At 35.9% G+C, this 20,673-nt stretch carries 22 protein-coding genes; 5 read left to right on the forward strand and 17 right to left on the reverse strand.

The window, feature by feature from the left end; all coding sequences use genetic code 11:
* Positions 1-35: 35 nt before the first annotated feature.
* The 3 genes from ACUN26_RS12030 to ACUN26_RS12040 all read left to right on the forward strand — a co-directional run bounded on the left by ACUN26_RS12030 (position 36) and on the right by ACUN26_RS12040 (position 2,724).
* Positions 36-1,502 (forward strand): amino acid permease, encoded by a 1,467-nt coding sequence (locus ACUN26_RS12030; protein ID WP_001083390.1) that lies wholly within the window; start codon positions 36-38, stop codon positions 1,500-1,502.
* Positions 1,503-1,614: 112 nt separating this feature from the next.
* Positions 1,615-1,920 (forward strand): iron-sulfur cluster biosynthesis family protein, encoded by a 306-nt coding sequence (locus ACUN26_RS12035; RefSeq protein ID WP_001026169.1) that lies wholly within the window; start codon positions 1,615-1,617, stop codon positions 1,918-1,920.
* Positions 1,921-1,953: 33 nt separating this feature from the next.
* A complete protein-coding gene (locus ACUN26_RS12040; RefSeq protein ID WP_000521685.1) occupies positions 1,954-2,724 on the forward strand; it encodes a DNA alkylation repair protein in 771 nt (256 codons plus the stop codon).
* An 80-nt stretch (positions 2,725-2,804) separates the two neighbouring features.
* Here ACUN26_RS12040 and ACUN26_RS12045 read toward each other — a convergent pair whose 3' ends face one another.
* Complete coding sequence (locus tag ACUN26_RS12045) at positions 2,805-3,296, reverse strand: DUF2716 domain-containing protein (protein WP_000432847.1); 492 nt, start codon at positions 3,294-3,296, stop codon at positions 2,805-2,807.
* Positions 3,297-3,493: 197 nt separating this feature from the next.
* Between ACUN26_RS12045 and ACUN26_RS12050 the strand changes: the two genes are divergently transcribed.
* Positions 3,494-4,255, forward strand: coding sequence for a class I SAM-dependent methyltransferase (locus tag ACUN26_RS12050; protein WP_000817559.1), 762 nt, complete (start codon positions 3,494-3,496; stop codon positions 4,253-4,255).
* A 177-nt stretch (positions 4,256-4,432) separates the two neighbouring features.
* On the opposite strand, the gene ACUN26_RS12055 is transcribed toward ACUN26_RS12050, so the two are convergent.
* Positions 4,433-4,957 carry an NUDIX hydrolase gene (locus ACUN26_RS12055; protein WP_023440973.1) on the reverse strand — a complete coding sequence of 175 codons (525 nt, stop codon included), beginning with the start codon at positions 4,955-4,957 and terminating at the stop codon, positions 4,433-4,435.
* Between the two features lie 185 nt (positions 4,958-5,142).
* Between ACUN26_RS12055 and ACUN26_RS12060 the strand changes: the two genes are divergently transcribed.
* A complete protein-coding gene (locus ACUN26_RS12060) occupies positions 5,143-5,766 on the forward strand; it encodes a cephalosporin hydroxylase family protein (RefSeq protein WP_073990597.1) in 624 nt (207 codons plus the stop codon).
* A 34-nt stretch (positions 5,767-5,800) separates the two neighbouring features.
* On the opposite strand, the gene lepB (ACUN26_RS12065) is transcribed toward ACUN26_RS12060, so the two are convergent.
* From lepB (ACUN26_RS12065) to ACUN26_RS12135, 15 genes are all read right to left on the reverse strand, one after another.
* Positions 5,801-6,322: a signal peptidase I gene (lepB, locus tag ACUN26_RS12065; protein ID WP_000656824.1), complete on the reverse strand. Its 522-nt coding sequence runs from the start codon at positions 6,320-6,322 to the stop codon at positions 5,801-5,803.
* 74 nt (positions 6,323-6,396) lie between these two features.
* A complete protein-coding gene (locus ACUN26_RS12070; protein WP_002093621.1) occupies positions 6,397-8,550 on the reverse strand; it encodes a peptidoglycan D,D-transpeptidase FtsI family protein in 2,154 nt (717 codons plus the stop codon).
* Positions 8,551-8,923: 373 nt separating this feature from the next.
* On the reverse strand, positions 8,924-9,649 hold the full coding sequence (locus ACUN26_RS12075; protein WP_001159151.1) for an NAD-dependent protein deacylase: 726 nt from the start codon (positions 9,647-9,649) through the stop codon (positions 8,924-8,926).
* Between the two features lie 75 nt (positions 9,650-9,724).
* Complete coding sequence (pcp, locus tag ACUN26_RS12080; protein ID WP_000859721.1) at positions 9,725-10,372, reverse strand: pyroglutamyl-peptidase I; 648 nt, start codon at positions 10,370-10,372, stop codon at positions 9,725-9,727.
* Between the two features lie 15 nt (positions 10,373-10,387).
* Positions 10,388-11,350, reverse strand: coding sequence for a DUF979 domain-containing protein (locus tag ACUN26_RS12085; protein ID WP_001021657.1), 963 nt, complete (start codon positions 11,348-11,350; stop codon positions 10,388-10,390).
* 1 nt (position 11,351) lies between these two features.
* Complete coding sequence (locus ACUN26_RS12090; RefSeq protein WP_000593386.1) at positions 11,352-12,047, reverse strand: DUF969 domain-containing protein; 696 nt, start codon at positions 12,045-12,047, stop codon at positions 11,352-11,354.
* Positions 12,048-12,069: 22 nt separating this feature from the next.
* Entirely contained in the window at positions 12,070-12,831 is a 762-nt protein-coding gene (gene pxpA / locus ACUN26_RS12095; RefSeq protein ID WP_000207306.1) for a 5-oxoprolinase subunit PxpA, read from the reverse strand.
* A gap of 18 nt (positions 12,832-12,849) precedes the next feature.
* Positions 12,850-13,839: a 5-oxoprolinase subunit C family protein gene (locus ACUN26_RS12100; RefSeq protein WP_000382263.1), complete on the reverse strand. Its 990-nt coding sequence runs from the start codon at positions 13,837-13,839 to the stop codon at positions 12,850-12,852.
* The gene (pxpB, locus tag ACUN26_RS12105; RefSeq protein ID WP_000672291.1) at positions 13,830-14,543 is read right to left on the reverse strand and encodes a 5-oxoprolinase subunit PxpB; all 714 of its coding nucleotides are present in this window, start codon (positions 14,541-14,543) and stop codon (positions 13,830-13,832) included. Before pxpB ends, ACUN26_RS12100 begins: the two co-directional genes overlap by 10 nt.
* A gap of 14 nt (positions 14,544-14,557) precedes the next feature.
* Positions 14,558-15,310: an IclR family transcriptional regulator gene (locus ACUN26_RS12110; protein ID WP_000026373.1), complete on the reverse strand. Its 753-nt coding sequence runs from the start codon at positions 15,308-15,310 to the stop codon at positions 14,558-14,560.
* 444 nt (positions 15,311-15,754) lie between these two features.
* The gene (locus ACUN26_RS12115) at positions 15,755-16,588 is read right to left on the reverse strand and encodes a DNA alkylation repair protein (RefSeq protein ID WP_000628826.1); all 834 of its coding nucleotides are present in this window, start codon (positions 16,586-16,588) and stop codon (positions 15,755-15,757) included.
* Between the two features lie 153 nt (positions 16,589-16,741).
* On the reverse strand, positions 16,742-17,293 hold the full coding sequence (gene lepB, locus ACUN26_RS12120; protein WP_000662506.1) for a signal peptidase I: 552 nt from the start codon (positions 17,291-17,293) through the stop codon (positions 16,742-16,744).
* A 23-nt stretch (positions 17,294-17,316) separates the two neighbouring features.
* Positions 17,317-17,994 carry a copper homeostasis protein CutC gene (locus tag ACUN26_RS12125; protein ID WP_000895104.1) on the reverse strand — a complete coding sequence of 226 codons (678 nt, stop codon included), beginning with the start codon at positions 17,992-17,994 and terminating at the stop codon, positions 17,317-17,319.
* 741 nt (positions 17,995-18,735) lie between these two features.
* On the reverse strand, positions 18,736-19,191 hold the full coding sequence (locus tag ACUN26_RS12130) for a VOC family protein (protein WP_000414361.1): 456 nt from the start codon (positions 19,189-19,191) through the stop codon (positions 18,736-18,738).
* Positions 19,192-19,507: 316 nt separating this feature from the next.
* Positions 19,508-20,656, reverse strand: coding sequence for an acyl-CoA dehydrogenase family protein (locus ACUN26_RS12135; protein ID WP_001218351.1), 1,149 nt, complete (start codon positions 20,654-20,656; stop codon positions 19,508-19,510).
* Positions 20,657-20,673: the final 17 nt, after the last annotated feature.

Below are 20,673 nucleotides of genomic sequence, written 5' to 3' on the forward strand. Positions count from 1 at the left end.
CTCCTTCCTAACCTACAAGAAAAGGAGTGTTGAACATGAATAGCGCAACAAATCAATCTACCTCTAAAACGCAAACTACACAAGGACAAGGTGAATTAAAACGCGGATTAAAATCTCGTCACCTTACGATGATTTCTCTCGGTGGTACAATCGGTACCGGACTATTTCTTGCCAGCGGTGGTGTAATCCATTCAGCTGGTCCTGGCGGTGCACTAATCGCATACGCCGCAATTGGAATTATGGTGTATTTCTTAATGACAAGCTTAGCTGAACTTGCAGCTTACATGCCTGTTACTGGATCTTTTAGCACGTATGCAACAAAATTTGTTGATCCATCACTTGGCTTTGCACTTGGATGGAACTATTGGTATAACTGGGCGATTACAATTGCGGCAGAACTAGCGGCCGTAACATTAATTATGAAATTTTGGTTCCCTGATACCCCTTCCCTCATTTGGAGTGGATTATGCTTAGCTATTATTTTTCTCTTAAACTATTTATCTGTTAAAGGTTTTGGTGAATCTGAATATTGGTTCGCACTTATTAAAGTAGTTACTATTATTATCTTCTTAGTTGTCGGCTTCATGATGATTTTTGGAATTATGGGCGGCGAATCTGTCGGCTTTAAAAACTTCACTGTTGCAGATGCTCCATTTAACGGCGGTATCATGGCAATTATCGGTGTATTTATGGCTGCTGGTTTCTCCTTCCAAGGAACTGAATTATTAGGTGTAGCTGCTGGTGAAACGTCTGATCCAGAACGCAATATCCCAAAAGCAATTCGTTCGATCTTTTGGCGCATTCTTTTATTCTATATCCTTGCAATTCTCGTTATCGGTTTATTAATTCCTTATACAACTGAAAGTCTTGCAGCAAGTGATGTTACAGTAAGTCCATTTACACTTGTATTTGAAAAAGCGGGCGTTGCCTTTGCTGCTTCTGTTATGAACGCTGTTATTTTAACGGCAGTTTTATCTGCTGGTAACTCTGGCATGTACGCATCAACTCGTATGCTTTGGGATTTAGCTCGTCAAGGAAAAGCACCAAAGTTTTTAGGCAAATTAGATAGCCGTGGTGTACCTGTTAACGCTCTAATCGCAACATCAGTAGTTGGTAGCGTCGCTTTCATCGCTTCTTTATTCGGTGACGGTGTTGTATATATTTGGTTATTAAACGCTTCTGGTATGTCTGGCTTTATCGCATGGGTTGGTATTGCAATTAGTCATTACCGCTTCCGTAAAGCATATATCGCACAAGGAAAAGATTTAAAAGACTTACCATATAGAGCAAAATGGTTCCCATTCGGTCCAATCTTCGCATTTACACTTTGCGTCATCGTAATTTTAGGACAAAACTACGGCGCATTTATGGGTGAATCAATCGATTGGAACGGCGTACTCGTTTCTTACATCGGTTTACCGCTCTTCTTAGTACTATGGTTAGGATATAAATTTACAAAGAAAACAAAAGTGATTCCACTTGATAAATGTGAACTAAAATAAAGTAGAGCGAGCAAACAAAATTGTTTGCTCGTTTTTTTTACAATTCTCTTTACTTCCCTATTTCTTTTGTTTTTGCAATAATAAAAGAAATAAAAATAAAGGTTGGGATACAATGAACATTCGTATTACTGATGAAGCAAAGGCAGCTATACATAGATTAGAACGTGCAGATAAAAAGATCATTCGCATTAGAGGAACAATGACAAACTCTTGTAGCATTTTCGTTGATGTTGATTTAGTTTGGGATACATACAATGCAGATGATATTGTATATGAGGATGAAATGCTTATTGTACAAATGGAATCATTCACGAAAGATTACACTGGTGATACAGTGAAACTTGATTATAAGACGACTGGTTTTAGTATTACGACTCCTAGTGAGACGTTAGTTTATGGATTGTCGATTAAAAAATAAAAATTATTTTCAACTGACCAATGAGGTGGAAAAATGGGTAAATACGTTCCATTAAAATTTTTATTTAATGATGAATTAGCAGAAAAAATGGCTGACTCTATTTGTAAACACGATTCTACTTTCTCTAAAAAAAACTTTATAGCCTCCGTAACATGTAAAGTTGAAGGTTTAGAGTTAAAGCAACGGATTGAAGTAATAGCAGATGAATTACACAATGCTTTACAAAAAGATTTTAATGAAGCAATACATATATTACTGAAAACATTGGGACCAGAAAATACAACAGAAGTAGGTACATTTACAAACGGCTATATGTACATGCCTATCGCAAAATACGTTGAAAAATATGGGCTTAACGATTTTGACTCCTCATTCCATGCAATGTATGAAATAACAAAAAGGAATACTGCTGAATATGCCATTCGGCCTTTTCTTGAAACGTACCATGAAGACACACTAAATATTTTACAACAGTGGATTCATGACGAAAACAGCCACATTAGGAGACTAATTTCTGAAGGTACAAGACCAAGACTTCCTTGGGCAAAAAAAACAGGAGCTCTAAAAGGTAACTTTAAGAACAATTTACAGCTTCTTGAACCATTAATGAATGACCCTTCTAAGTATGTTCAAAAATCTGTAGCCAATCATATTAACGATATTACGAAGGAAGATAAAGAACTCGTTTTTCAATGGTTGCAGCAATTACGTGATAAACAGCATCCTGTTAACCCTTGGATTATAAAACATGGGTTAAGAACGGTGATAAAAAATGGTACTTTACCAAAAGATTTTTATTTTTAAGTATTTTTAAATGAAAACGGCCAAAACAAAAACGCTTATGCTTCAAGAATGAAGTATAAGCGTTTTTTCTCTTTAAAACATTATCCCTGCCTTAAAATATTTTGAAACATTTCCGGTTTATTTTGTTTAAAACTCTCTATTATTTCTTTTCCAAATATCGTTATACTCTTCTCCCAAGGATGGCCTAAATACCCCCACTTAAAGTCTTTCTGAATAAAGAAATAGTAATCACCATTCGGAAATATTGGTATACGCCACTCATAAAATTCATTTCTTTCAAACTCTAAGTGTGGATTTACCCAATAACATTCATGTTGCCAATCTAGTGCCATCATATATTCATTCAATGCTGTATTCTCTTTGAAAACTTTTAATGCTTTTTCTTCAAGTTCATCATATACATTTAAATCTACCGATTCTCCAAAATAATGAGAGATGTCATATGTGATAAACGGTCCTGGTACTTTAAACGATGGAAATATTGAAACACTTGGTGAAAATTCATAGTCACTATATACTTTATCCCAAATTCGATCGTACTCTTTATCTGTAAACTCAATCCAATTTTCCATTAAATATCTACCTTCTCTTTATATTTCAAAGGAATTCCACTCAAAAATCCCGAATATATAAATAATCATTCTCGCAAGGAGCGAATTTATATGCATCTATTCGAACACGAAACGTAAATCCGTTTCACTTTTATAAGAGGTCCTCCTTTTTACTTTTCTCATCATATCATTCATTTACAAAATAGGAGGGTACAATTATGAAACGTGATCCATTATTTTTAACTTTATTAGACAGTGCAAATACAAATTTTAGCGGCTGGGATTTTTCTTTCATTTCAGAAACGGGTCGAATGAAAAGTGAGCCTTTATCGTGGTCGTACGGTAGCACTGCTTTCCAGCTTATACAACACGCAAAATCAATGCTAGATATGGGCACTGGCGGTGGAGAGCTTTTATCTATGTTACAACCGTTCCCGCCAACTATTTATGCTACTGAGGGCTACGCTCCAAACGTGCCAATTTCCCGAAAGAAATTAGAGCCTTTAGGGGTTATTGTTGTAGAAGTAAAGGATGATGCTGCCCTACCGCTTCAAGATGCTCAATTTGATTTAATTGTGAACCAACATGAATCCTATGCTGCTTCTGAGGTAAACCGAATCCTTTCTCCTAATGGAATATTTCTTACACAACAAGCTGGTGGTCTTGATTGCGCAGAACTTAATAAGCAGTTTGGCACACCACTAAATAGCGAATTTGCAAGTTGGTCACTCGAAACTGCCTGTAATGAGCTAAAGGAAAATGGATTTACTATTTTAGATGCAAAGGAAGAATTCCCTCTTCAACGCTTTTATGATATTGGCGCTATCGTCTATTATTTAAAAGCGATTCCGTGGCAAACTCCTGATTTTACTGTCGAAAGGTATTATGAGGAATTATATCGCATACATGAGATTATGTTGCAAAAAGGCTATTTTGATGTGAAGCAACATCGCTTTATCATTAAAGCGATTCGCAACTAATCATGGAGCATACGAAAACAAAAAAGAGATGGATATGCCATCTCTTTTTTGTTTTAATTTAAGTAACGAAAGTTTGTGTTACAACTTTGGCTAATAAAGTATATTTTTTCAGCATGTAATCACCTAACATATATATTTTTTCAACTAAAGTATAAGTGTAGTTTTTCATCCTATCTTCTATTGAGAAACGAGTTGTTTTTCATATCGTTTGTTCGCATCATCTTCTGTCAAAAATGCAGTTGTGTAATTAATAATATTCCGGTTATCGTACGTGAATATATGCTCTAACATATTTTCTTCTGTTAATATTAGCGGTAAGTATTTTGGTAAATTACTAACTACACCTCTATTATTCTCATCTAATATCCATCCAATTTCCTTCCACTCTAATATACCTTCATCAGTACTTAACGGTGTATCCATTTGTACTCCCTCTGGCAAATCAGCAAGGAATACATACATTCCTTCACTAGCCAGAGGCTCGTCTTTATCTTTAAAACCAACATTCCCCTTATACGTTACACTTTGGAGATCTATGCCCGTTTCCTCAAGCGTTTCTCTAATTATTCCTTCATATGGCGTTTCATTATCTTCAATTTTTCCCCCAACACCATTCCACATTCCCATATTCGGCTTTTTATTTCTATTTAGTAAGAGTATTTTATTTCCTTTTCTAATGAAGCAAATTGTGTATGTATACATACTATCATTTCCTTTCAATTACACCTTCTTTTGTAAGCAATTGATTTTCCACATGAGTTATTTTGCTTATTTTCAAGTGAAAACACTCGCCTTACAATTCCTTATCACATAATATATAGTACAACTTTCATACGTAAATACTTTACGTCAAACGAAAGAATCCTTTTTAGAAAGGAGCATTTAAAATCGATACTACAAGCAGTGAATTTTTAAAACAGTATTACGACAGCCACGTTTGGTTAAAAGATACCTACTGGTTCGGTGTTCCCATCTGCAAACTTCCCTCTGATCTCTTTTTGTATCAAGAAATCATTTATGAATTAAAGCCCGATTTAATTATTGAATGCGGGACTTTTCATGGTGGTAGTGCACTGTATTTAGCTTCTATGTTAGATTTAATCGGAAAAGGTCACGTACTTACTATCGATATAACTCCGCAGCCAAATCGGCCATCACATAATCGGATTACGTATTTAACAGCATCTTCTGTTTCTGTGCAGGCCGTCCAAACAATAGTAAGTATGCGCAAACCTGATGATGTGATTTTAGTTATTTTAGATTCTGATCATAGTAAAGAACATGTATCAAAAGAACTCTTACTTTATAAATCTATTGTAACCACTGGTAGTTACATTATTGTAGAGGATACATGTATTAACGGAAATCCTCTCCTTCCAGATTGGGGCCCTGGCCCGATGGAAGCCGTGGAAGAGTTTTTAGCTAAAAATAACAATTTCATAATCGATGAATCTAAACATAAATTTTTCATATCTTTTAATCCAAAAGGTTTTTTAAAGAAAATAAAGTGAAACTTTAATAAGTGGGGCTTTATGAATTCCCCACTTATTCTATAATTTTCATTTTTGAAAAAGGATAATACACAAATTCTACTTTTCCTATCACGTTATCTTCTTCAATATATCCTAAGCCATTGCGACTATCCCTACTAAGTTCACGGTTATCTCCCATGACAAATAGCTTATCTGGTGGAATCTTTGTCTTTTGGAAATTGTAAAATACTTGTGTATTGTTGAATAAATCTTTATTTGTATACGGCTCTACTTGTTTTTTATCATTTACATATACAGTTCCATTCGTTATGTTAATTACGTCACCAGGTAGCCCTATTACCCTTTTCACATAATATTTCGATTCGTCCTCTTCTTTAATAATGACAATTTCCCCGTGCTGTATGTTAGAAAAATGTACTGCTGCTTTATTTACAAATACGTAGTCTTCTTCATTTAAAGTCGGCTGCATGGATTTCCCTTCTACCTTACATAACGTAAAAGAATGATAGGCTATTACCATAACAAGTATAAATAGTATGTACTTCCCCCAACCTCTCTTAATCTCCTCTTTCATATCCATTCCCACCTTATAAAATAACTCAAAAAATATATCACTGCACAATATATTCCTGTGCAGTGATATTATTTTTACTGGGCCTTGTTCGGCTGTTCTACCGGGACTGAATTTGCATTTGATCTTTTCGCTTTCAAGTCAAAATACGCATCCAAAATTTCTTTACCAATCGCGGAATTAACCCCTGATTTATCATTATTCACCCATGGTACAACAACTGAAAAAGCTACTTCCGGATCAGCATCATATGGCGCATAGCCGGCAAGAGTTAAATTATAACATTTTTTTCGGTTATAGTTCTCATCTCTTCCAATATCACTTTCTCCACCATATACCGTCTCAGCTGTTCCTGTTTTTCCAGCTGGTTTATACGGTAAGCCTTTAAACGTTCCTGTACCTGTTCCGTCAGCTTCTTGAAAAACTCTTCTAAACCCTTCTTTTACATGATTAATGTATGACGTGTCCATATCCACTCGATTTAAAACAACCGGTTCAATTGATCGAATAACTTTTCCGACATCCTCTGGGCGGTTTGGCTGCTCTCTAATTTCTTGCACAATTTGTGGTTTCATTCGGTAACCGCCATTTGCAATTGTTGAAATATATTGAGCAAGCTGTAGCGGTGTATATGTATCATATTGTCCAATTGCATAATCAAGTAAAAAGCCTGGTATATTATCAGTTCTACCCATTTGACCAATTGATTCATTTGGCAAGTCAATACCAGTCGATACACCTAAACCAAATTGTCTAAAATAGTAACGCATTTTATTAAATGTCTCTTGTTTAATATCTAACGGATTGTTTGGCACATAATTAATCCCCGCCATTTTTAATGCTGTATTAAACATATAAACGTTCGACGAAACTTGTAAAGCTCTTAAATCATCAATATCACCAAAATCTTTCCATGATTTTTTCGGCTTAGTACTTCCTTTAAAGTACATTGGCGCATCAAAGAAATGCGTAAACGGTTTAATCGCTTCTGCTTGGTATCCAGATAATAAAGTAGCCCCTTTCACAGTTGATCCTAACTCATAGGAACTTGTCATCGTCCCTAATGCGTAGTCTTCTATTTGCATCACGCCATCTTTATTTACAATTTTCTTTCCTGCCATTGATAAAATTTGACCGTTTTTCGGATTCATCATTACAACGAAAGCACGATCCATCATCGGTTCTGAAGAATGAAACGCTCGTAAATTTTTTTCAAGACTTTCCTCTACCTTTTTTTGCAAATCCATATCAACCGTTAACATTAAGTTATTTCCACTTTTTCCTTCAGTCACTTTTTCAGTCCGAATAATATTCCCTGCTTTATCTGTAATATTTCTAGATTGTTCTTTCATTCCATGTAATGCATCTTCGTATTGCTTTTCGATGTAACTCTTACCAATACGATCATTTCGGTTGTAATCACGAACTAAATAATACTCTAATTGTTCTCTTGGCAATCCCTCATTTTCATTAGAAACGCTACCAAGTATAGAACGAAGGATTTTATCATTTGGATATTCACGTTCCCAATCTACTGTCGTATCTACCCCCGGCAAGCTTGCTAATCTTTCACTAACGATTGCATATTCATTTTGACTTACATCTTTTTTAACGATTTGCGGCGTCATTTTATATCCCGTATTCATTTTACTTTTAATTGCTAATACTTCTAAATCATCTTTTGAAAGCTCCTTTAATTCTTCTTGTGTAATTCTCTCCCGACGCAACTCTTCTACTTTTTTATCTAATTCTTTCCCTTCTATTTCCTGCTTCCTAAATTTACTCTCATCTGCTTTCGTTACTTTTTCTGCAGCCCTTTTTTCATTTAACTGCATCCAAAAATCTTTTTTATCTGTCTCTGTTAACTTATCCATATCCTCTTGCGACATTTCAATTAGCCCTGCTAACTCTCTCGCTACTTTTAAAACTTCTTTCGAGTCTACTCCTTTCATTTTCGTATATGTAACGGTTCGTAGCGGTTTGTTATTTACAATCACTTTGCCTTCTCGATCAAACATTTTCCCTCTAGGAACAGGCGTGCTCACCGTCACATCTTCCTTTTTATTCACTTCATTTCGATACGTTTCTCCATCAATGATTTGCACTTTACCTAGTTGAATAATAATAGCTGAAAATAAAAGAAAGACGATAAAAAATAGTACATTTAACCGAAATGGAATATGAGTCTTTTTCTTTTTCGGCTGTTTCTTTTTTTCCTTGTTCTGTCTCATTTCGCTCCCTCGCTTCATTCTATTAACTTCTACGCATAAATTGAAACTTTAAACAGAGTGGTTCTCTGTTTATTAGCCCACAGCAATCGGGCTTTTACAAGCAGGTAATCTTCCCTTCCACCTAACTTCTTCGCCTGTGCCGAATTTTTCAGATGGGAGTCTTACTGCTCGCAAATAACGGGATAACTCATTATGTATCAAATTTATTTATATGATATATATAGAATTTTATATTAGTTACAAAAGAAAGAAAAGATTTAATTTTCAGTTTTCGGATTTTACATCCTATTTATTACCATTCCCCTTACAATACAATATCATGAATACAAAAAACTGAGGTAGATACATTGCACCTCAGTTTTTTTACGATAACTTATTTATTTGAAGATAACCCTTCAACAAATTCACCAATCTTTTGTCGAAAAACAAAATCAAAGTTATATTCCTGCCCTGTTAACTCTTCATTTACTAAAATGGTTGTTGCTCCAATTTCCCTCTTTGCAATTTCCGGGAAAGATGCGACAGGCTGTACTTTTAATGACGTTCCCATAACGAGAAACACATCTGTTTCATATAAACGTGTAATCGCATTTTGATATTGCGGCAGTGTATCTCCGTATAAAACAACATCTGGATTTAAAATGAAATTACACTTCTCGCAGCGCGGTACTTCATGATCAATCATATATTGTAAATCATAACCCGTTTTACACTTCGGACAATGTGCTGTTTGAAGTGTTCCGTGTAAATCAATGACATGTTTACTACCACCTAATTGATGTAAACCGTCGATATTTTGCGTTAAAATTGTTATATCTTTTCCTTGTTCTTCTAGCTCAGCTAAAAAGCGATGTCCACGATTAGCTTTATATTGATGAAACGTATTAATTTGAAATATTTCTTTATAATGCTTCCAAAACTCTTTCGGACTTCTGTTATAGTACCCTCTCGATAAGTACATCTCCACATTCACATCAGCATACAACCCATTTGCTGAACGGAAATCTGGGATGCCACTTTCTGTACTGGCTCCTGCGCCTGTTAACACAGTAATTTTCTTCGCTTTTTCTAAAATTGAACGAACTTCTTCAAATTGCACAAAAATCACCTCTATGTATATTCCTATACTTATTATACCAGTTGTTTACAGGAGGTGTTGTACATTTCACTTTACTTAATGCGTCGCGCCCCCAATTTCTACAATATCTACCTCTACTTCCGTCGTTACTTCGATTGCCAACTCTACCCCTTTACTAATAGTAGAAAGTGACATACTCGGTTGCCCTGGGTAGCTACTCGCTTGTTCTGGTAAGAACGGAATGTGAATGAATCCGCCTTTTATTTTCATATCATGTTTTTCTAGTTCATACATAAGTCCATAGAATAAGTGATTACAAACGAATGTACCTGCCGTTTGTGAAACAGATGACGGTATGCCTTCTTCGCGAAGTTTTTTTACGATTGCTTTCATTGGGAGCGTGGACCAATAGGCAGCAGGTCCTTCCTCAACAACCGGTACATCCACCGGCTGATTCCCTTCATTGTCAGCAATTCTTGCATCATCAATATTAATTGCGACACGCTCTATCGTAATATCTGGTCTACCCCCAGCTTGTCCGATACATATAATCATTTCCGGCGACAGTTCTTCTATATATTCTTTTAAAACTTTTATTGATTTATGAAATACAGTTGGAACTTGTTTACTTATAATCTTGTACTCTCCGATTGTTTTTTCATGTAAGCTTTTTGCGACTTCCCAAGCTGGATTGATACTTTCTCCGCCGAACGGATCGAACCCTGTTAATAATACTGTTTTCATCGTTTTCCCTCCTAATTAGAAACGATATACTAAGCCGTACATAATAAACATATTTATGATAAAGATTGAAAGCGCGATGGGTACTTGCGCTTTAATAACAGCATTTTTATCTTTTAACTCTAAAAGCATTGCTGGAACGATATTAAAGTTTGCTGCCATTGGCGTAAGCAGTGTTCCGCAATATCCAGCAAACATGCCGAGTGCGGCCATAATCGCTGGATTCCCGCCGTGCATTTGAACAATTAAAGGTAATCCGATTCCGCCAGTGATTACTGCAAACGCTGCGAATGCATTCCCCATTACAACTGTGAAAAGCATCATTCCTAAACAGTACGCCATAACAGCAACGAATGGATATTCTGTCGGTAACACTTTTCCAACTAAATCAGAAACGACTTGTCCAACACCAGACTTCGCAAAAATGCCGCCAAGTGCTGCTAACATTTGTGGTAAAATAACTGCCCAACCAACAGCTTGTAATAATCTACTTCCTTCTTGAACAGGCGTCGTTATTTTCGATTTTGTAATACGCATCGCCGCAACGAATGCGAGTAATGCTCCTAACGCTAATGCAACTAACGTTACTTTATCTGGATCTACAAGGGATACATTTCCCCATTTGATTTTCCCTAACGTTAACGTACCGATAATTGTAAAAATAGGAATTAAAAGTGCAGGCATGAAAATTTTATTTTTTAATTTCTCAGCATGTTTCACACGTTCTTGTACAGGTACTTCTTTCTCCTCGGATTTTGTTACTTTATTCAATGAAGCTAACACGACCATAGCGAGCACGATACACCCAACGTAAAACGAAGGTATTACATTTCCGAATAAAAATGTAACTGCGAATAATGCCCAAAATAAGCTAGAACCGAATCGGTTTGGATGTTCACGATCGAATGCGATACGCACAGCGATAAAGGCAACGATTATACCTAATACATAATAAATTGTATCCATAGTTATGATGTTCATCTTATATAGCCTCCTTCTCTTGTTTTCCTTCTGCCTTCATTGTTTTCGCTATATATTTATCAAACCTTCTGAATCTAATCCAACTTACGATTAGTGCGGATATTGCTGTTGGAATACCCCAAAGCGCCATATCCCATACTCCGACATGCATACCTACTGAATCGAAGAATCCTTTCATTAATAAAATCGCACCAGTTGCGATAAAAATATCTTCTCCGAAAAACCAAGCTGTATTTTCTGCAGCAGCTGCGTTTGCTTTAATCTTTTCTCTTAATTTTTCCGGAAGTTTACCGTATTTACCTTGTGCCGCTCCTTCTGCCATTGGTGCAACGAGCGGTCTTACTGTTTGCGCATGACCACCAATATTCAGCCCTAGTGCCGCTGATGATTCTCTTATTGTAAAATATGACATTAATACTCTTCCAGTTGTTGCCCCTTTTGATTTCGTTATAAGTGCTTCTGCTCTTTCTTTTAAACCATAACGCTCTAAAATTCCGATTACAGGTAAAGTTAGTATAATAGGCATAGACATATATCTATTTTCTATAAAAAATTTACCGAACATGCTGATGACGTCATAAAAACTTAATCCTGAAACCATACCAGTAACAATTCCTGCAACCATTACTACTAATAGTGTATTTAACCTAAATAGAAAGCCAACTGCAACAAGTAGTATCCCAATTAATTTAATCATTTCCAGCACTTCCTCTCATTTTTTATTTCGGTGCACATATAGAAACACCATTAAGTTCGAATGTTCTGTATATTCTCTCCGCAAATTGTACCGCTTTCTCTCCATCGCCATGCAAACAAATTGTTTGCGCCTGAACTGTTACTTTCTCTCCATTCACCGTTTCTACATATCCTTCTTTTACCATTTGAAGCACTTGTTTTATCGCTTCGCCTTCATCTGTTATAAGTGCATTTTTTTCTGTACGACTTGTTAATGTCCCATCTTGCTTATACGTACGATCAGCAAAAACTTCTTGCATGAATGTTACTTTATATTTTTCTGCAGCTTGTATAAACGCCTCGCTATTTGCTAATCCGTAAAGTAATAGATCCGGGTTCATATGAGAAATTGCCTTTACGATTGCATCTGCAATTACTGGGTCAGTTGCCGCCATATTATATAGGGCACCGTGCGGTTTCACATGATGCATCTTCGCCCCTGCCGCTTTCACAAACCCGTCTAATGCACCAATTTGATATAAAACGTAATCATATACTTCACTTGCTGAAACATTCATGTTTCTTCTTCCAAATCCAATTAAATCAGGAAATCCAGGATGCGCCCCTATTGCTACGTTATGTTTCAAAGCTTTTTCAACTGTTTGACGCATAACGAACGGATCACCCGCATGAAAACCACAAGCAACATTTATAGAGGAAACGAACGGAAGAATCTCATCATCATTCCCCATTTTATAAGCTCCAAAACTTTCTCCTAAATCACAATTCAAATCGATTGTCGTCACGATATTTCCCTCCTACTCTCAGCTTCGTAAAGCGATGAACTTCTTTAATAGTTTCACATTTTCTTCCTGCTCTATGTACAATCGCTCCGCTTCTTCTATAGAAACTTTTTCAAAAGTTACATAGTCCCCTGGTTTCAGCTGGGCAAGCAGAGGTAAATCGACTGAAATGACATTTCCGATTCTCGGATAGCCACCTGTCGTTTGCCTATCTGCCATTAATATAATAGGCTGCCCACCATTTGGAACTTGAATGGTTCCAAATGTAACAGGACTTGATAGAATTTCTTGTTCTATTTCTCTATTTAAAACTTCCCCATCAAACCTATATCCCATGCGATCAGCATAATTGGACACTTTATACTCTTTCATAAAAAATGACTCTTTACTTTTTTCTGTAAACTGATTATATTCAAAATCTGTTATGACGCGAAGCGTAGGATGCTTCTTATATTTTGGTAAGACGTTATTTCGAATTGCCCATTTTGTTTTTATTCGCTCTTCCTTTTGTAAGTTCTGAATGAAACGACTCGCCATTTCTGCGTGCGTACCAATTTGAAAATAGTCACCCTTTTTGAGCATCCTTCCTTCAATCCCGCCAATAGCAGCTCGCATATATGTACTTTTACTTCCCATTGTATGATCAATATGAATACCACCAGCAAATGTTACATATGCTCTGCACCCACGTTTCGCTTTTCCAAAACAAAGCATGCTGCCTTCTTCTGCTAAAATAGGACGCCATAACGGAATTCGTTCTCCATTCAATAACGGTTCCAAATCCGCTCCGCCAATCGCGAGCAAAGTCGTTTTCTTTAGTAACAATTTAGGTCCCATTATCGTCATTTCTAAACCTGCTTCATTTTCTTCATTACCGACTAACATATTGATTAGCCTAAGTGCATTTTTATCCATCGCACCGCCAACTGGTACACCATACTGTTGATAATGAAATCGTCCTAAATCTTGGACTGTTGTAAGCATCCCCGCATGTAAAACCTCTACATCCATTCTTTAGCCCCCTCTAGCGATAAGTATTCTTCCTTTGTTACCGGGATAAAACGTAAATACATACCACTTTGAATATAGGTAGGTGATTCTTCTCTTGGATTAAATAATGAAATCGGTGTTCGGCCGATAATATTCCATCCACCCGGTGTTTCAAGCGGATAAATACCTGTTTGCTTTCCACCAATCCCTACCGAACCAGGAGCAATTTGTAACCGTGGTGTTTCTTTTCTAGGTGTTTCTAATTGTTTTGATAGTCCCCCTAAATATGGGAATCCTGGTGTGAAACCTAACATATACACAAAATATGTTGTTTCGCTATGTATACGAATAACATCCTCTACTTGCAAACCTTGATAATGTGCGACCTCTTCTAAATCCGGCCCATATTCGCCTCCGTAGCAAACTGGTATAGAAATATGTTTCACTTTCTGGTTCACTTCTTCTTTATATGAATCACACAGCTCCTGTATATATTGGCAAACGTAATCATATGACCTTTCACCTCTCTCATTTTGCATCCATACTTCGTACAAATTATAGTAAATTGCTAATGAAGTAAACGATGGCACACATTCAACCATTCCTGTAAATGGATGTTGTTTCAACGCTTGAAATAATCGCTGCACTTTTCCGTATATATCCATCCTAATTTCTTCACCAAACGTAACAATAATTGCTTGATCCCCTAACGCAGAAAATTTCATCCCATTCCCTCTTTCTATGCCAAAAAGCCGAGTTCTTTCGAAATGCGGTATGCTGTTTCTTTCACTTTCGCAGTAAAATATGAAATGTTACTTTCGCCATACTCAATTGCTAAACCTGAAACACTAATACCTGCTACAACCGTTCCATCATTCGCAAAAATCGGAGCTGCTATAGCTGCTGTATGATTTTCTAATTCAGAATAACTAATTGTGTAACCTTCCTTTTTCGCTAGTTGTAATACTTCTAGCAAATGTTCCTTATTCACAATTGTTCCATCCGCAAACTGTTTTAAATCGGTTTCCTCTATGTACTTCCTTTTCTCTTCCTCAGAAAAATAAGATAGTAAAATTCTCGGACATGCCCCCGCATAAAGAGGTGCTCTTCTTCCAACCGCTGTATAAACACGTACCGGCTGAACTCCTTCCATCTTTTCAACGTAAATTGCATCATTACCATCTTGAATAATTAAATTAACTGCCTGCCCTAAACTATCTCTAAGCTCTTTCATATATGGAATCGCAATATTTCTTACTGATAATCTTTGTGAAACAAGTTGCCCAAACCTTAAAAAAACGACTCCAAGACAATATTTCCCCTTCTCATTTTTTTGTAAAAGCTCCATTTCTTCTAGCGAACCGATTAAACGATAAACAGATGTTTTTGGCATATTTGTAAGCTGAACCATCTCTGTTAAACTTAACTCTTCATGCTCATAAAATAACTCTAAAATATCCATTGTCTTCACTGCCGTTTTATTTATACTCATCCTATCTCCTTTTTGTTCCGAATTTCGGAACTTTAATTCCATTTTTCGAAACAAAGATATAATTTAAAATTATAAAATATTCTTTCAATTCTATCAATATTTTTTTCACGTACATAATCCGATATATTTTGTCCGCTATTAAAAAAACACAAATAATAAGTGATTTATATAAAATAAAAGGCTCTTGAATGATTGACAAAACTTTAACACTTGAAGAACGAACTATTAGAATAAAAGTTACAATAAAAAAGTACGGAAGTTTAGATTTGAAATAAAATTTGATCACTTTTCATTAATAACACTGCTATAAAAGAAAATATAAAGAGCATGTTTGAATCAATTTTTGATCAAAACATGCTCTTCTCATTGTTATTCACAGTATTCTTTTTTAACTTGATTGATTGATTGTTCCTTCGTTCAACTAACAAGTCTATTAGGTACATATTACTTATTTTTCAAAATCGTTCTTTTAGCTTTTTTAATAATTCTACTAGTTGATTTTATATCAGTATCCTTTTCCCATTCTTCACACAGGTTCATTACCCAATCCGGTTTCGTTTTACTTGTATCATTTAACCAGTTTCCAACCGAATCTTGGACATATTTTGATGGATCTGATTTAAGTAAATTAAGAATAGGAAGTGCTTTTTCAGGTTCTTGTTTTAATATTTCAATATGTTTACTCCATACACCTCGAGGACGAATAGATTCTACAGAGAACCTACGAATATTCTCATCTTCACTTTTTGCCCATTCTACTAACAACTCCACACTTTTTTCTATATTCTGTGAAAGATCTTCTCTAATAGACATCCAAGCAATTTCTCGAACACCAAAATGATGATCCGCTGCAAAAGGTCGAATGTACGTTAATGTATCTTTTAATGTGTTATTTGATTTTTTATTCATAAACGCTGCCCAACATCGTACACTATCTGAAATATGATTAGATAATTTTAACAATACATCTTCCTTGTTTCCTTCATTCTCTTTGAGTATAATTTCATCCAATAAAGTTCCTGTTATTCGTATGACTTTCATTCCTGTTTCCACGTTCTGTTTTTCTAATTCAGCTACTATGCTTTCCAAACTATTCTTGAGTCCTATTGAAGGTAAGACATTTTTGAGTAGTTCAATATGATTTATAGCTAGCCATTCTGTTAGATTAACACTTTCTACTTTCCCTTGCTGTAGTAATTGTAAGACCTCTTTAGGAATTTCGTTTACTTTCCTGGCTCCTTTCCTGTTTAAGATAACTTTTGCTTCTTTCGTTATCATTTAAATTCCCTCCTTGCAACACTATTTTCAAATAAACAGAGGTCATTTTGAAAAATAATAATCAAAATGACCTCTGTCTTTCTTAAATGAACATTCAGTTTTACAAAAAATGTGATTTAAATCCACAAGAAGAACATTTCTCCCATACTTGCTTTATAACGCTCTTACTTGTTTCAATGGCCAGAAAACAGCTTGTCCTTTTCCAACAATTTCATCTTCTGAAATAAAGCCAAACATGCGACCGTCCTTAGAAACTTCACGATTATCTCCTAAAACAAATACTTGGCCTTCTGGCACTTTCGTTTTCCCTGTGATTTGTTCTAATGTAAAGTCTGGAGTTAATACACGGCCAGCTGCTTTTTCTTTAAACTCTTTTAAATACGGTTCTTCCATCGCTTTTCCGTTTACGTATAAAACATCGTTTTTATACTCAACTGTATCACCTGGTAAACCAATTACTCGTTTTACTAAGTCGTACCCTTCTTTTCCGTGGAAGACGATAACATCGAAGCGATCTAATCCACTTATACTATAACCAATCTTATTCACGAGAACGCGCTCATTATTTTCTAACGTTGGCATCATCGATTCACCTTGCACTAAAGAAGGTGTAAATAAAACACCGCGAATAATTACAATTAGTACAAGGGTAAACCCTATTGTTTTAACCCAAGAGAATAATTCTTTCTTCGTATTTTCCTTCATCGTTTCTCCTCTTTCTTATGCACTTATTTTATTATTTCAACTAATTCTCGCACTAAACTTCGATCAATTTCAGAAAAACATGATTTACCTTCTCTTACCGCTGTACCGACATGAGCTTGCGAAATTCCAGTTTCATCTAATAACTGCTTTATATTTTCTTTCGTTACACCACTTCCAGCTACAAGTTGAATTTGACCATCGCTTACCTTTTGCATATCTTTAAGCACTGGAATATTATCTACTATATTTCCTTGTCCACCTGAAGTTAACACGTGAGTCACTTTATGGAATTCCTTTAAAGTTCTCATCGCTTCTACTAGGTTTTCTATATCATCTATCGCACGGTGATACGTTACATTTATTCCATCTACAACAGATAACAAATCTGCTAGCTTCTCTTTATCAACTTCTTTTTGTTCGTTTAATACGCCTAATACAACGCCTGCTGCACCTAACTTCTGCGCAACGCTAATGTCTTCTTTCATCATTTCAATTTCTTCTTCCGTATATGTAAAAGACTTCGCATGCGGACGAATCATAACGTGAATCGGTATATTTACTGCTTCTACCGCTTTTTTAATAAATGCATAACTCGGCGTTAATCCACCTTCTGTATAAGATGAAATTAATTCAATCCGCTTCCCACCCGCGCTTTCAATTCGTTTCACATCTTCTAAACATGTTGCAATAACCTCTAGCATGAGATAACCTCTTTTCGTGCTTTTTTCTTATTATACATTAGTAAAAATAAGAAGCCTAGCTTTCTCCTATAAAACTATAAAAAGAAGAATGAAAAGAAAGATTTTTTCAATTGATAACACTTATTTGTAATGTGCTATTTTTCATGAACAATACTACTAAAAAGAGAAAAAGATATACATCTTACAAAAGAACATTCCATTATCTCTCGTTCAGATGTATTTTTTAGAATTGAGTTCTTCGAAGCTATTCAAGGGATGCTGCCCATTGCTATCAAGCTAATATTTTGGAGCATCCTCAAAACAAAAAATTGTACATCCTCATCTGGAGATGTCAATTTTCTCGCTTTGGAGTAGTTGCTCTTCTTAGTTTGATGAGCATAGGGTAGCTCAGGAAAATACGAATTTACAACGTTAAAGAAATTCCAAAATTAAAAGCCAAATTTCTCAATATTAAAATTAAGGAAATTGGCTTTTTTGTCGCTCTGGAGAAGAGCCCTTTTATTGAATAATAAATTTCTTCAAATTGAGAGGAATTAGCATATAACGTTTTCACAGAGATGTTACCTGAATCTCTTCCCTGCTTCTTCCCCGGCAACCAAGTGGTTCGGAGAGTCCTTTCGCTTGCATGTTATGTTATATGACGTACCCTACTTCTTAAAGTTACTTTCACACTACTATTCTGTTTCAATTTTCACTTCAGTAATATATTTCAGTAAAGTTTTTTTATAAAACGTCACTTTCTTATTTGTTACCGAGTTGTTCCGCCAAACCGATTAGAAGCCCTTCGGTTCCACGAATGTAACAGAGTCGATACGAGTCCTCGTACTGAACCACTTCGCCAACGAGCTGAGCACCACACTTAGTCGTGAGTCTGTATACCATTTCGTCAATGTCTTCAACAGTGAACATGACGCGTAAATAACCGAGGGCGTTTACAGGAGCAGTCCGGTGATCTGATATAGTAGGTGGGGTGAGAAATCGCGAAAGTTCAATTCGGCTGTGGCCATCTGGCGTAACCATCATAGCAATCTCTACGCACTGGGAGCCCAGTCCGGTTACGCGACCAGCCCATTCACCTTCGACAGTAGCTCGCCCTTCGAGTTTCAAGCCAATCTCCTCGAAGAAAGAGATTGCGTCATCAAGAGATTCTACAACGATACTGACATTGTCCATTCTTAGTAATTTGTTCTTTTCCATAGTTTTATCTCCTTATGTGTAAACATTTATTATCTAATCATCTTCATAAATTATTCTATTAAAAGTTACAAATTCCTTCCCAACAAAAAACACCTTATCACCGTTTACATCCAAACTGGCATTACAATAAATATTTTTCATCTAGGAACATTCATCAAATCATGATAATCATTTATATGAAAACACTACATTTCAAACTAGGATGGCAAACAAATAAAAAGCACGTGTTCGATTACTAATCAAACACGTGCTTTCAAAACAACTATATTGTCCATAAACAATAACATTTAAATTCATAAGCTCTATTCCTAAAACATCACGACCGAAATGCTACATCCGCCAGTATAGACAATGTTGCATCATCCATCGGCGGATTGTGTAAACCCGCTCTGACATTTAAGTAATAACGATGAAGTGGATTTTTTTCTGATAAACTTTTTGCCCCTACGATACGCATTGCTTTATCTACTATAGATATCGCCGCATTTGTTACTGCGTATTTCACTGCCGCTAGTTCTGCTTGTAGTGATAGTTTATCTTCTGCCTCATCGTACTTTTTCGCAATTTGATATAAAAAGACGCGAGCTTGCATAAGCTCAAGCTCTATTTCTCCAACTAATCTTCTAACACTCGGTAATAAACTAATAGAATGGTTTAAACTATTTGGCTTGTATGATTCCGCAAACTGAACTGCATAATTTCTTGCTGATTGTGCGATTCCTAAATAACATGCTGGTATATGTAGCAACCAGCCAATACCCTTTTGTTTCACTTTCCCGCCCAATACATTCGTAAAGAAGCGGTTTTCTATCTCCACATTTTGTAAGACAAGGTCGTGGCTAGCAGTTCCTCGCATCGCAACGCTATCCCATGTTTCTTCAATTGATACACCGAGCGTATTTCTTGGAATGACAAACTCACCAACTTCTTCTCGGCCTTCCATACTTGCTGAAATAATAAAATAATCAAGTACTGGTGCCATCGTTGTAAAAGTTTTCCTTCCATTTATAATCCACTTCTCGCCTTGTTGCACCGCGATTGTTTCTGGTTTACCACCACGCGTCGGACTTCCTGTTTTCGGTTCTGTTGCTGCCCGATTAAAGAGTGCACCATTACGCACTTCTTCGCAAAACCATTTGAACATTCCATCATTCCAAGAGCGATTTTCAGCTAGCTCTTTTACAATACCGATATGCCATCCAATCGATAATGCAGTAGCTCCACAGCCTTCTGCAATTTTCCCTTGAAATAAAACGAAGTCATATAAAGAAATCGCACTACCACCAAATTCCTTCGGTAACGTTATTTTCGTATATCCGATATCTTTTAAATTATTAATATTTTCATACGGAAATGATCCTAATTCACTTAATTGATGCTCCCTTTCCATGAACTTCGGAATCAATTTATTTATTTGTTCAATAATGAAAGATTGTTCTTCTGTTTCAACAAATGAGAGTGCCATACTATAATCTCCTTTAT

The sequence above is a fragment of the Bacillus sp. WC2503 genome, assembly GCF_052682895.1.

What these genes read in the sequence shown, in the direction of transcription:
- ACUN26_RS12045 (WP_000432847.1), bottom strand. Translation starts at nt 3,296, where the DNA reads ATGGAAAATTGGATTGAGTTTACAGATAAAGAGTACGATCGAATTTGG.
- ACUN26_RS12030 (WP_001083390.1), top strand. Translation starts at nt 36, where the DNA reads ATGAATAGCGCAACAAATCAATCTACCTCTAAAACGCAAACTACACAA.
- ACUN26_RS12070 (WP_002093621.1), bottom strand. Translation starts at nt 8,550, where the DNA reads ATGAGACAGAACAAGGAAAAAAAGAAACAGCCGAAAAAGAAAAAGACT.
- ACUN26_RS12110 (WP_000026373.1), bottom strand. Translation starts at nt 15,310, where the DNA reads ATGAGTATAAATAAAACGGCAGTGAAGACAATGGATATTTTAGAGTTA.
- ACUN26_RS12035 (WP_001026169.1), top strand. Translation starts at nt 1,615, where the DNA reads ATGAACATTCGTATTACTGATGAAGCAAAGGCAGCTATACATAGATTA.
- pxpB (WP_000672291.1), bottom strand. Translation starts at nt 14,543, where the DNA reads ATGAAATTTTCTGCGTTAGGGGATCAAGCAATTATTGTTACGTTTGGT.
- ACUN26_RS12135 (WP_001218351.1), bottom strand. Translation starts at nt 20,656, where the DNA reads ATGGCACTCTCATTTGTTGAAACAGAAGAACAATCTTTCATTATTGAA.
- pcp (WP_000859721.1), bottom strand. Translation starts at nt 10,372, where the DNA reads ATGAAAACAGTATTATTAACAGGGTTCGATCCGTTCGGCGGAGAAAGT.
- ACUN26_RS12115 (WP_000628826.1), bottom strand. Translation starts at nt 16,588, where the DNA reads ATGATAACGAAAGAAGCAAAAGTTATCTTAAACAGGAAAGGAGCCAGG.
- ACUN26_RS12130 (WP_000414361.1), bottom strand. Translation starts at nt 19,191, where the DNA reads ATGGAAAAGAACAAATTACTAAGAATGGACAATGTCAGTATCGTTGTA.
- ACUN26_RS12090 (WP_000593386.1), bottom strand. Translation starts at nt 12,047, where the DNA reads ATGATTAAATTAATTGGGATACTACTTGTTGCAGTTGGCTTTCTATTT.
- ACUN26_RS12050 (WP_000817559.1), top strand. Translation starts at nt 3,494, where the DNA reads ATGAAACGTGATCCATTATTTTTAACTTTATTAGACAGTGCAAATACA.
- ACUN26_RS12055 (WP_023440973.1), bottom strand. Translation starts at nt 4,957, where the DNA reads ATGTATACATACACAATTTGCTTCATTAGAAAAGGAAATAAAATACTC.
- ACUN26_RS12085 (WP_001021657.1), bottom strand. Translation starts at nt 11,350, where the DNA reads ATGAACATCATAACTATGGATACAATTTATTATGTATTAGGTATAATC.
- ACUN26_RS12125 (WP_000895104.1), bottom strand. Translation starts at nt 17,994, where the DNA reads ATGCTAGAGGTTATTGCAACATGTTTAGAAGATGTGAAACGAATTGAA.
- ACUN26_RS12100 (WP_000382263.1), bottom strand. Translation starts at nt 13,839, where the DNA reads ATGGATGTAGAGGTTTTACATGCGGGGATGCTTACAACAGTCCAAGAT.
- lepB (WP_000656824.1), bottom strand. Translation starts at nt 6,322, where the DNA reads ATGAAAGAGGAGATTAAGAGAGGTTGGGGGAAGTACATACTATTTATA.
- lepB (WP_000662506.1), bottom strand. Translation starts at nt 17,293, where the DNA reads ATGAAGGAAAATACGAAGAAAGAATTATTCTCTTGGGTTAAAACAATA.
- ACUN26_RS12040 (WP_000521685.1), top strand. Translation starts at nt 1,954, where the DNA reads ATGGGTAAATACGTTCCATTAAAATTTTTATTTAATGATGAATTAGCA.